At 72.7% G+C, this 11,415-nt stretch carries 10 protein-coding genes; 5 read left to right on the top strand and 5 right to left on the bottom strand.

What is annotated here, in order from left to right:
- Nucleotides 1-2,242, top strand: a 2,242-nt coding sequence (locus tag CCN44_RS15455; protein WP_086697953.1) for a penicillin acylase family protein, incomplete at its 5' end; no start/stop codon positions are given.
- Between the two features lie 18 nt (nucleotides 2,243-2,260).
- Here the strand turns inward: CCN44_RS15455 and CCN44_RS15460 are convergent.
- Both CCN44_RS15460 and CCN44_RS15465 read right to left on the bottom strand, forming a co-directional pair.
- Nucleotides 2,261-3,559 carry a hypothetical protein gene (locus tag CCN44_RS15460; RefSeq protein ID WP_059248454.1) on the bottom strand — a complete coding sequence of 433 codons (1,299 nt, stop codon included), beginning with the start codon at nucleotides 3,557-3,559 and terminating at the stop codon, nucleotides 2,261-2,263.
- Between the two features lie 83 nt (nucleotides 3,560-3,642).
- A complete protein-coding gene (locus tag CCN44_RS15465) occupies nucleotides 3,643-4,863 on the bottom strand; it encodes an exo-beta-N-acetylmuramidase NamZ family protein (RefSeq protein WP_086697954.1) in 1,221 nt (406 codons plus the stop codon).
- 180 nt (nucleotides 4,864-5,043) lie between these two features.
- Here CCN44_RS15465 and CCN44_RS15470 point away from each other — a divergent pair, with 180 nt between their 5' ends.
- From CCN44_RS15470 to CCN44_RS15480, 3 genes are read left to right on the top strand one after another with little or no spacing between them, the layout of a single operon-like run.
- Nucleotides 5,044-5,817 carry an SDR family oxidoreductase gene (locus tag CCN44_RS15470; protein WP_059248452.1) on the top strand — a complete coding sequence of 258 codons (774 nt, stop codon included), beginning with the start codon at nucleotides 5,044-5,046 and terminating at the stop codon, nucleotides 5,815-5,817.
- A complete protein-coding gene (locus CCN44_RS15475) occupies nucleotides 5,814-7,475 on the top strand; it encodes a class I adenylate-forming enzyme family protein (RefSeq protein WP_059248451.1) in 1,662 nt (553 codons plus the stop codon). The genes CCN44_RS15470 and CCN44_RS15475 overlap by 4 nt, the downstream gene beginning before the upstream one ends.
- 26 nt (nucleotides 7,476-7,501) lie before the next feature.
- Nucleotides 7,502-8,095 carry a TetR/AcrR family transcriptional regulator gene (locus CCN44_RS15480; RefSeq protein WP_059254869.1) on the top strand — a complete coding sequence of 198 codons (594 nt, stop codon included), beginning with the start codon at nucleotides 7,502-7,504 and terminating at the stop codon, nucleotides 8,093-8,095.
- 3 nt (nucleotides 8,096-8,098) lie between these two features.
- On the opposite strand, the gene CCN44_RS15485 is transcribed toward CCN44_RS15480, so the two are convergent.
- From CCN44_RS15485 to CCN44_RS15495, 3 genes are all read right to left on the bottom strand, one after another.
- On the bottom strand, nucleotides 8,099-9,313 hold the full coding sequence (locus CCN44_RS15485; RefSeq protein ID WP_059248450.1) for an acyl-CoA dehydrogenase family protein: 1,215 nt from the start codon (nucleotides 9,311-9,313) through the stop codon (nucleotides 8,099-8,101).
- Between the two features lie 5 nt (nucleotides 9,314-9,318).
- Nucleotides 9,319-10,353: a phosphotransferase family protein gene (locus CCN44_RS15490; RefSeq protein ID WP_086697955.1), complete on the bottom strand. Its 1,035-nt coding sequence runs from the start codon at nucleotides 10,351-10,353 to the stop codon at nucleotides 9,319-9,321.
- A 171-nt stretch (nucleotides 10,354-10,524) separates the two neighbouring features.
- Nucleotides 10,525-10,824, bottom strand: a complete 300-nt coding sequence (locus tag CCN44_RS15495; protein WP_086697956.1) for a hypothetical protein — start codon at nucleotides 10,822-10,824, stop codon at nucleotides 10,525-10,527.
- Nucleotides 10,825-10,935: 111 nt separating this feature from the next.
- Here CCN44_RS15495 and CCN44_RS15500 point away from each other — a divergent pair.
- A partial coding sequence (locus tag CCN44_RS15500) for an NADP-dependent oxidoreductase (protein WP_244203924.1) occupies nucleotides 10,936-11,415 on the top strand: 480 nt, incomplete at its 3' end.

Genomic DNA, 11,415 nt, shown 5'->3' on the forward strand with positions numbered 1-11,415 from the left:
CGGCCGCGGCCGGCTGACCTCCTTCGCCGGCGGCGCCCCCGCCAACCAGGGCCTGGAGCAGCAGTTCTACCGCAACGCGCCCTACACCGAGGCCGACCTCCAGGCGCAGATCGACAACGCCGTCGCGCACAACGGCGCCCGCGGCCAGCAGGCCCTCGCCGACGTCAAGGCCTACCTCGACGGCATCAACGCCTACATCGACGCCTCCGACAGCGGCCGCTACTTCCCCGGCGAGTACGTCCTGACCGGCCACAAGGACTCGATCACCAACGCCGGCACCATAGAACACTTCAGGATCACCGACCTGGTGGCGCTGGCCTCCGTGATCGGCTCGCTGTTCGGCTCCGGCGGGGGCGGCGAGGTGAACAACGCCCTCTCCCTGCTCGCCGCCCAGGCCAGGTACGGCGTCGAGGAAGGCACGAAGGTCTGGGAGTCCTTCCGTGAACGCAACGACCCCGAGGCCGTCCTCACCGTCCACAACGGCGAGCGCTTCCCCTACGGCACCAAGCCCGCCGACCCCCAGGGCGAGGCCCTGCCCGACACCGGCTCGGTGACCACGGAACCGCTGGTGTACGACCGGACCGGCAGCGCGGCCACGGCGACCGCCGAGAGCACCTCGGCCGCCGCCGCGCAGACGGTCCTCGGCTCGGCCAGACGCGGCATGTCCAACGCCCTCGTGGTGAGCGGCAAACACACCGCCGGCGGCCACCCGATCGCCGTCTTCGGCCCGCAGACCGGCTACTTCGCCCCGCAGCTGCTGATGCTCCAGGAGATCCAGGGCCCCGGCATCAGCGCCCGCGGCGCCTCCTTCGCGGGCCTGAGCATGTACGTCGAACTCGGCCGGGGCCAGGACTACGCCTGGAGCGCCACCACCTCCGGCCAGGACATCATCGACACCTACGCGGTCGAGCTGTGCCAGGACGACCACCACTACCTGTACCGCGGCACCTGCACGGCCATGGAGAAGGTCGAGCAGAAGAACGCCTGGAAGCCGACCACGGCCGACGGCACGGCCGCCGGGTCGTACACCATGCGCGTGTGGCGGACCAAGTACGGGCCGGTGGAGTACCGGGCGACCGTCGGCGGCAAGAAGGTCGCCTACACCACCCTGCGCTCCTCCTACCTGCACGAGGCCGACTCCATCATCGGCTTCCAGATGCTCAACGACCCCGACTTCGTCAAGGGACCCGAGGACTTCCAGCGCGCGGCGCAGCACATCAACTACACCTTCAACTGGTTCTACGCCGACTCACAGCACACCGCCTATTACAACAGCGGTGACAACCCGGTCCGGGCGAGCGGTGTCGACGCCGAGTTCCCGGTGTGGGCGCGGCCGGCGTACGAGTGGCGGAACTGGGACCCGGCCGGCAACACCGCCGACTACACCCCGCCCTCCGCACACCCCCACTCCGTCGACCAGGACTACTACATCTCCTGGAACAACAAGCAGGCCGAGGAGTACACGACCGCGCCCTGGGGCAACGGCTCGGTGCACCGCGGCAACCTGCTGGACGACCGGGTGAAGAAGCTGGTCGCGGCCGGCGGGGTGACCCGTGCCCGGCTGGTGCAGGCCATGGCGGACGCGGGCCTCGCCGATCTGCGCGCCGAGGACGTGCTGCCCAGGCTGCTCCAAGTGATCGACTCCGCGCCGGTGACCGACTCCACGGCCGCCGCGGCGGTGAGCAAGCTGCGGGCCTGGGTGACCGCGGGCGCCAGGCGCGCCGAGACGTCGGCCGGCGCGAAGAAGTACGCCGACGCCGACGCGATCCGCATCCTGGACGCCTGGTGGCCGCTGCTGGTCGAGGCGGAGTTCCGGCCGGGCCTCGGCACCGACCTCTACACCGCGATCACCCGCAACCTGCCGGTCGACGAGGCACCGTCCGCCGGCCACGGCCCGACCGGCTCGCACGCCGGCAGCTCCTTCCAGTACGGCTGGTGGTCCTACGTCGACAAGGACGTCCGGGCGGTGCTCGGGGAGTCCGTGCGCGGCCCGCTCGCCCGGACGTACTGCGGCGACGGCAGCCTCGCCGCCTGCCGGGACATCCTGATCGGCACCCTGAAGGAGGCGGCCGGCAAGACCGCCGCCCAGGTCTACCCCGGCGACGAGCAGTGCGCGGCGGGCGACCAGTGGTGCGCCGACTCGATCGTGCACCGCACCCTGGGCGGCATCAAGCACGGCAAGATCGGCTGGCAGAACCGGCCGACCTACCAGCAGGTCGTGGAGTTCACCTCGCACCGCTGAGGTGCCGCGGGCGGCGGGTCAGGCGATGCGGCCCGCCGCCAGCACCACCCGGGCCAGTTCGGGGTGCACGATGTCGCTGTGCGCCCCGGACGGCGCGCCCCCGCGCCGCACCACGGCCGCCGCGTCCACGTTCACGCAGCCCGACGCGGGCAGCGAGCCGCCGAGGGCCGCCGCCAGGTCCAGCCGGGCGGTGCCCGGCACCGCCTGCACCCCGTCGTGCCCCAGCGCACCCCACCGCGGCCCGAGCACGGCCGCGATCTCGTGACCGGCGCAGCTGCGGTCGTCCCCGGCGAGCCGGGAGGCCAGCGGATAGAACGTGCCGAGGGCCGCGTCGTGGCGCGAGTAGCAGCACACCAGCGGGCCGTCGACGCGCCGCTGCCGGTCCTTCAGCGCCCCCGACCGGTCCGGGGCGTGCGGCAGCCGGGCCGCGAACGCGTAGTGCGAGAAGGCGCCCTGGAGCAGGGTCACCGACTTCACCGTCTCCACTCCCGCGGGCAACCCGCGCAGCGCGAACGCCACCAGCCGACCGCCGAAGCTGTGCCCGACCAGGTGCACCCGCACCCCGGGCGCCGCCTTCGCCAACCGCCCCAGCACCGGCCCGAGTCCGCGCTCGCCGACCGTCCCGGCCCGCCGTTTCATCCGGTAGTACGCCGCCTGCCGCAGCAGCTCCTTCGCCCCCTCCCACGGGTTCGGGACGCCGAACGCGGCACCCCCGGACGCGTCGAGCGCGGCCAGCGCCCCGGCGAACTCCTCGCACGCGGCCACCGGGTCCCCGGCGAACACGGCCGGCTCGCCGTCCTCGTCGGTGTCGGCCACCCCCTGCGGCCCGTCCGCGTCCAGCAGCAGCCGCACCAGCCGGCCGAACTCCGCCAGCCCCCGCACCCCGTCCGGCCGGTCGTCCAGCATCCGGGCCAGCTGGTCCAGCACGGTCGTACGGCCCGGGAAGGTCTCCAGCAGGGCCCGCCGGGTGTCCTTGTCCAGTGCCGGGCGCGGCTCCGCCGCCGCCTCCACGGCCGCCACCGACCTCGGGAAGTCGGGGATCGGCTCGTCGCTGAACCGCATCGACGGCCAGACCACGCCGACGTACCCGAGCCGGGCCTTCGGCGCCAGCTTCGGGACCGGGGCGAAGAAGCGGCGGTACAGCGCCGTCGCACTTGAGCGGTCGCTGTTCCAGCCGTGCGCGAAGACGATCAGGTCACGGACGCCGCGGTCCGTGACCTGCGCCAGCAGCCGGTCGCGGGCGGGGCCGGCCACGTCCCCGTCCGCGTCGAAGGTCAGCTCCCAGTAGGGAGTCACGCTCATCCCAGGATCCGCCATACCAGGCTCCCTCGTCCCCCGACATACGGTGCGCTGCACCCGTATCGTCCTGCGGGAACGCGGAATTGGCCATACGGTGCGTATCACTTGTAGAGGAGATATTCCTTTCGAATCCGCCGGAACGCGGCCAGGTCCTCCTGCCAGGCACCCGTCACCTCGTCGGTGCCGGCCCCCGCGTCGATCATCGTGCGCACCCGGGCGGAACCGGTGAGCTTGTCGATCCAGTGGTCGGGCCGCCAGGCGAAGCCGCTCCACACCTTCCGGGCGGTCACCAGCAGCGCGACGCCGGTGCGTACGGGGTCGAAGGCGGCCCGGTCGGTCACGTGGAGCTGCACCCCGCCGACGGTCTTCCCCTGGAACTTGGAGAACGTGGGCGTGAAGTACGCCTCCCGGAACCGCACCCCCGCCAGCCCCAGCTCGTTCGCCGCGGCGGCCCAGCGGCCGTCCAGGCCCTCGGCGCCGAGGAGTTCGAAGGGCCGGGTCGTGCCGCGCCCCTCGGAGAGGTTGGTGCCCTCGAACATGCAGGTGCCGGAGTACACCAGCGCGGTGTCCGGGGTGGGCATGTTCGGGCTCGGCGGCACCCAGGGGAGCCCGGAGGCGTCGTAGAACCCGGTGCGTCGCCAGCCCGACATGCGTACGGTCTCCAGGGGGGCCGGCGCGGTCAGGAACTCCCCGTTGAACAGGCGGGCCAGCTCCGCGACCGTCATCCCGTGCGCCTGCGCGATCGGCTGCCGGCCGACGAAGGTGGCGAACTCCTTGTGCAGCACCGGCCCCTGGGCCGCGCGTCCGGTCACCGGGTTGGGGCGGTCCAGGACGACGAACCGCTTGCCGGCCAGCTGGGCCGCCTCCATGCAGTCGTACAGGGTCCAGATGTACGTGTAGAAGCGGGCGCCGACGTCCTGGATGTCGAAGACGACGGTGTCGACGCCGGAGGCGGTGAAGATGTCGGCGAGCGGCCGGCCGCTCTTCAGGTACGTGTCGTAGACCGGAAGGCCGGTCGCGGGGTCGTCGTAGCGGCCCTCGGAGCCGCCCGCCTGCGCGGTGCCGCGGAAGCCGTGCTCGGGGCCGAAGACCGCCGTCAGCTCGACGCGGGGGTCCCGGTGCATCACGTCGACGATGTGCTCGGCGTCTCTGGTGATGCCGGTGGGATTGGTGACGACACCGACTCTCCGGCCGGACAGGAGCGCGTAGCCGTCGGCCGCGAGTCTTTCGAAGCCGGTGCGGAGATGCTCGCGGTGCTGTGGCGCCACGGGAGCTGCCGCCAGCGCGGTCGAGGCGAGCAGGTCTCTTCGGGACAGGGGCATGGGGTCCTCCGGTGAGTGGGCACGTGCGGACCGTTCGGGGTTCTTGCGCACGCGCGGCGGAGCCGCATGCCGACAACGCCCCGCGCCCCTAGAGGTTGGTGCAGTCACCCTTTCCTTTACACATACCGACTGGTTAGTCTGTCCCGGCAGAGCCGATGCGCACCGTGTCGAAGGAGACCGATGGTGGAAGCCGTGCAGGATGCGGGAGTGGTCGTCACCGGAGCGGGCGGTGGGATCGGGGCCGCGCTGGCCCGGCGGTTCGCCGCCGAGGGGGCCCGGGTCGTGGTGAACGACCTGGACGCCCGGAAGGCCGAGGCGGTGGCCGAGGAGATCGGCGGGACCGCCGTGCCGGGCGACGCCTCCGCGATCGTCGCCGAGGCCCGCGCGGCGCTCGGCGGCACCGTGGACGTCTACTGCGCCAACGCGGGCGTCGCCTTCGAGGACGGCGACCTCGACGGCGCCCTGGACGAGAAGACCTGGGCGACCTCCTGGGACGTCAACCTGATGGCCCACGTCCGCGCGGCCCACGCACTGCTGCCCGACTGGCTGGAACGGGGCGCCGGACGGTTCGTCTCCACCGTCTCCGCCGCCGGGCTGCTGACCATGATCGGCGCGCCCTCCTACAGCGTGACCAAGCACGGCGCCTACGCCTTCGCCGAGTGGCTGTCGCTGACGTACCGCCACCGCGGGGTCAAGGTGCACGCCATCTGTCCGCAGGGCGTCCGCACCGACATGCTGGCCGCCACCGGCAGCGCGGGCGACCTGGTGCTCCAGCCCACCGCGATCGAGCCGGAGGCCGTGGCCGACGCGCTGTTCCAGGGCATCGCCGAGGACCGCTTCCTGATCCTGCCGCACCCCGAGGTCGCCGGCTTCTACCAGGTGCGGGCCGGCGAGCCCGACCGCTGGCTCGCCACCATGAACCACATCCAGCAGAAGTGGGAGGCCGCCCGATGACCGCCTCCCGCTACGCCGCCCGCCCCTGGCTCGCGCTGCTGACCGAGGCCCAGCGCGCCCCGGTCGACCCCGCCGACTCGCTCGTGCACGCCCTGCGCGCCGCCGTCGCCGAGGCCCCCGACCGCGCCTGCCTCGCCTACTTCGACGCCCGGCTCGGCTACCGGGAGGTCGACGAGCTGAGCGACTCCGTCGCCGCCCACCTCGCCGCGCGCGGCCTGGAACGCGGCGACCGGGTGGCCGTCCTGCTCCAGAACTCCCCGCACTTCGTGCTGGCCGTGCTCGGCGCGTGGAAGGCGGGCGCGACCGTCGTCCCGGTCAACCCCATGTACAAGTCGGGCGAGGTGGCGCACGTCCTGCGGGACGGCGAGGTGGCGGCGCTGATCTGCTCCGACCGGGCCTGGGACGCGTACCTGAGGGAGACGGCCGCCGGCTCGCCGGTGCGGATCGTGCTCACCGCGTGCGAGCGGGACTTCCAGACGCGCGACGACCCGCGCGTGCTGACCTTCGAGCGGCTGCCCCAGGCCCCCGACGCCGACGACCTGGTGGCCGTCGCCCGGCAGGGCGGCCGGGCCCCCGAGGGCCGCCTGCCGCGCCCGGAGGACATCGCGCTCATCAGCTACACCTCGGGCACCAGCGGCACCCCCAAGGGCGCCACCAACACGCACGCCAACATCATGCACAACGCCGAGCGGCAGTCCACCGGGCTGCCCCTGCCCGAGGCGCCCGTCTACTACGCGCTCGCGCCCCTGTTCCACATCACCGGCATGGTCAGCCAGTTCGGCGCCTGCCTGAACAGCGCGGGCACCCTGGTGCTCACCTACCGTTTCGAGCCCGGCGTCGTGCTGGAGGCCTTCGCCGAGCACCGCCCGCACTACACCGTCGGCCCCTCCACCGCCTACATGGCGCTCGCCGCCCACCCGGACGTCACCCGCGAGCACTTCGCCTCCTTCGTGAACCTGTCCTCGGGCGGCGCGCCCGTGCCGCCGGCCCTGGTGGAGAGCTTCCGGGAGCGCTTCGGGCCGTACATCCGGGTCGGCTACGGCCTCACCGAGTGCACCGCCCCCTGCGCCTCCGTCCCGCCCCACCTGGAGGCGCCCGTGGACCCCGCGTCCGGGACGCTGTCCGTCGGCCTGCCCGGCGCCGACACCCTGGTCCGGATCCTGGACGAGCGGGGCGCGGAGGTGCCCTTCGGGGAGCAGGGCGAGATCGTGGTCAGCGGACCGCAGGTGGTGCCCGGCTACTGGCGGCGCCCGGACGCCACCGCCGAGACCTTCCCGGACGGCGAGCTGCGCACCGGCGACATCGGGTTCATGGACGAGCAGGGCTGGCTGTACGTCGTGGACCGCAAGAAGGACATGATCAACGCGTCCGGCTTCAAGGTGTGGCCGCGCGAGGTCGAGGACGTGCTGTACACGCACCCGGCGGTGCGCGAGGCGGCCGTCGTGGGCGTGCCCGACGGGTACCGTGGCGAGACCGTCAAGGCCTATATCAGCCTCCGTCCGGGGGCCGAGGCGGACCCGGACGACCTCGCGGTGTACTGCAAGGAGAGACTGGCCGCCTACAAGTATCCGCGGCAGGTGGAGATCCTGCCCGACTTGCCCAAAACAGCGAGTGGCAAGATCCTCCGTCGGGAACTGCGTTCCCGGAACACCGAGTGAACATCACGGAAAGGCAGGTGGCGGCAGTGCCCAGGACGACGGACGGAGACGGTACGCCCGTCCCGCAGCGGCTGCTGGCCGCCGCCACCCGGCTCTTCGCCGAGCAGGGCTACGACCGCACCTCCGTGCAGGAGATCGTGGAGGCGGCCGGCGTCACCAAGGGCGCGCTGTACCACTACTTCGGCTCCAAGGACGACCTGCTGCACGAGGTGTACGCGCGCGTGCTGCGCCTCCAGCAGGAGCGGCTGGACACCTTCGCGAACGCCGACGAGCCCGTGGAGAAGCGGCTCAGAGACGCGGCGGCGGACGTCGTCGTCACGACGATCGAGAACCTCGACGACGCGATGATCTTCTTCCGGTCCATGCACCACCTCAGCCCGGAGAAGAACAAGCAGGTCCGCGCCGAGCGCCGGCGCTACCACGAGCGCTTCCGCGCGCTGATCGAGGAGGGGCAGAAGGCGGGCGTCTTCTCCACGGCGACCCCGGCCGACCTGGTGGTGGACTACCACTTCGGCTCCGTCCACCACCTGTCGACCTGGTACCGGCCCGACGGACCGCTCGGCCCCCAGGAGGTGGCCGACCATCTGGCCGACCTCCTCCTGAGGGCGCTGCGGCCGTAAGGCTCACAGGTACTTCTTCAGCTCCCGGCGGGCCAGCGACCGCTGGTGCACCTCGTCCGGGCCGTCGGCGAGCATCAGGGTGCGGGCGCTCGCGTACAGCTCGGCCAGCGGGAAGTCCTGGCTCACCCCGCCCGCGCCGTGCAGCTGGATCGCCCGGTCCAGGATGCCGACCACCGCGCGCGGGGTGGCGATCTTGATGGCCTGGATCTCCGTGTGCGCGCCCTTGTTGCCGACGGTGTCCATCAGCCACGCCGTCTTCAGCACCAGCAGCCGCAGCTGCTCCACGGTGACCCGGGCGTCGGCGATCCAGTTCTGCACGACGCCCTGCTGGGCCAGCGTCTTGCCGAACGCGGTCCGGGAGACGGCCCGCCGGCACATCAGCTCGATCGCCCGCTCGGCCATGCCGATCAGCCGCATGCAGTGGTGGATCCGGCCGGGGCCGAGCCGGGCCTGGGCGATGGCGAAGCCGCCGCCCTCCTCGCCGACGAGGTGGGACACCGGCACCCGCGCGTGGTCGAAGACCACCTCGGCGTGGCCGCCGTGGGAGTGGTCCTCGTAGCCGAAGACCTGCATGGCGCGCCGGACGGTGACGCCGGGGGTGTCGCGCGGCACCAGGACCATGGACTGCTGGCGGCGGATGTCGGAGCCGTCCGGGTCCGTCTTGCCCATCACGATGAAGATCGCGCAGTCCGGGTTCATCGCCCCGGAGATGTACCACTTGCGGCCGGTGATGACGTACTCGTCGCCGTCCCGCTCGATGTGCGTGGTGATGTTGGTGGCGTCCGAGGAGGCCACCTCCGGCTCGGTCATCGCGAACGCCGAGCGGATCTCACCGGCCAGCAGCGGCTCCAGCCACCGCTTCTTCTGCTCGTCGGTGCCGAACTGGGCCAGCACCTCCATGTTCCCGGTGTCGGGCGCGGCGCAGTTGGTCGCGGTGGGCGCCAGGTGCGGGGAGCGGCCGGTGATCTCGGCGAGCGGGGCGTACTGGAGGTTGGTCAGCCCGGCGCCGTGCTCGGCGTCCGGCAGGAAGAGGTTCCACAGGCCCTGCCGGCGCGCCTCGGCCTTCAGCTCCTCGACCACGGCCGGGGTGTCCCACGGCGAGGCGAGCGCGGCCCGCTGCTCCTCGGCGACCGCCTCGGCCGGGTAGACGTGCTCGTCCATGAAGGCCAGGAGCCTGGCGCGCAGTTCCTCGGTGCGCGCGTCGAACGCGAAGTCCATGCCGGTCAGCCTTCCTGGAGAGTGGTCAGTCCGTGGTGGATGAAGACGGGCACGAGGTCGCCGATGCGGTCGAAGCCGCGGCCGACCGTCTGGCCGAGGGTGTACCGGTAGTGGATGCCCTCCAGGATCACGGCGAGCTTGAACCAGGCGAACGCCGTGTACCAGGAGACCGCCGACACGTCCCGCCCGGACCGGGCGGCGTACCGTTCGATCAGCTCCCGCGGGTCGGGGTGCCCCGGGGCCTCGGCGGTGGTGGAGACGGGGGAGTCCGGCATGCCGAGCGGCCGGCTGTACATCACCAGCAGGCCGAGGTCGGTCAGCGGGTCGCCGAGCGTGGACATCTCCCAGTCGAGGACCGCCTTGATCGCGTCGCCCCCCTCGGCGGCCGGCCCGATCAGCACGTTGTCCAGGCGGTAGTCGCCGTGCACGACGGCCGGGGCGGGGGAGACGGGCAGGGCGCGGCCGAGGGCCGCGTGCAGCTCGTCGATGCCCGCCAGGTCGCGGTTGCGGGAGGCGTCCAGCTGCTTGCCCCAGCGGCGCAGCTGCCGGTCCAGGAAGCCCTCCGGGCGGCCGAAGTCGGCGAGGCCCACCTCGGCGGGGTCCACCGCGTGCAGCTCGACCAGCGTGTCCACCAGGGACAGCACCGCGTTCCGGGTGCGCTCCGGGCCGAGCGGGGCGAGCTGGCCGGCGGTGCGGTACGGAGTGCCCTCGACGAACTCCATGACGTAGAAGGGCGCCCCGAGCACCTCCTCGTCCTCGCACAGCAGCAGCGGGCGGGGGACCGGCACCCGGGTCGGGTGCAGCGCGCTGATGACCCGGTGCTCGCGCTTCATGTCGTGCGCGGTGGCCAGCACATGGCCGAGCGGCGGCCGGCGCACCACCCACTTCGACGTGCCGTCCGAGAGCGTGTAGGTGAGGTTCGACCGTCCGCCCTCGATCAGCCGGCCGGTCAGGGGGCCGTTCACCAGACCGGGACGCTCGCGCTCCAGCAGGGCGCGCAGCCGGTCCAGGTCGAGTCCGGGCGGGTGGTCGGCGCTCATACATCACTCCTACGAACGGGGGTGAACAGTCCCGACTCATGATGCCGACCGGTCGGTATGTCGTCCAGTGCGCGCGGCGAAGATCCGGCCGAACGTGACCGGAGCCACGATAGGCCGACGGCCCCCCGGCGCGCTGCCCGGGGAGCCGTCGGACCCTGCCACGCGGCGGGGTCAGTGGTCGTCCCAGTGGTTCCCGTGCTCGGCGTGCCGGTGCCCGCCGTGCAGATAGTCCACGTGGTCGCCGTGCGGCACCTGCGCGTGCCCGCACTCGTCGTGGTGCACGTGCTCGTGCCCCTGGTGGACGGCGTGCCCGGCCGGCTCGCACTCGTCCCAGTGGCCCGCGTGCTCGCGGTGCAGATGACCGTCGTGGACGTAGTCCAGGTGATCGCCGTGCGGTACGGCGTTGTGTCCGCAGCCCGGCCCGTGGCGGTGCGTCCCGTGCTCGGTGTGTTCCTGGTGGGGGGTGGTCATGGTGCTCACCTTCGGGGTGCGGGGGGTGACGCCGGACAGGCGGCCGGGCGAAGGCCGCGTGTCGGGTCGTCCCGGTTGCGTGGCGTCCGGGTACCCCGGAGGGTCGAGGGCATGAAGGGCATCAGCTACCGCCGCTACGGCGGACCCGAGGTGCTGGAGTACGGCGAGCTGCCCGACCCCAAGGTGGGCCCCGACCAGGTCCTGGTCAAGGTGCGGGCCGCGGCCGTCAACCCCGTGGACTGGAAGTGCCGCGAGGGCCTTCTCGACGCCGTCCTGGACGCCGTCTTCCCGGTGATCCCCGGCTGGGACGTCAGCGGGGTCGTCGTGCAGCCCGGTGTCGCCGTCCCGGAGTTCGCCGTCGGCGACGAGGTCATCGGCTGTGTCCGCGAGGACTTCCTGTCCCGGGGCACCTTCGCCGAGTACGTGGCCGCGCCCGTGCGCACCCTGGCCCGCAAGCCGCGCGGCGTGTCCTTCGAGGAGGCCGCCGGGCTCCCGCTGGCCGGGCTCACCGCCTATCAGGTGCTGGTCAGGACGCTTCGGGTGCGGCGGGGCGAGACCGTCCTGGTGCACGCGGCGGCCGGCGGCGTCGGC

Origin of the sequence: Streptomyces tricolor (assembly GCF_002155905.1) — a bacterium.
Classification (GTDB): Bacteria; Actinomycetota; Actinomycetes; order Streptomycetales; family Streptomycetaceae; genus Streptomyces; species Streptomyces tricolor.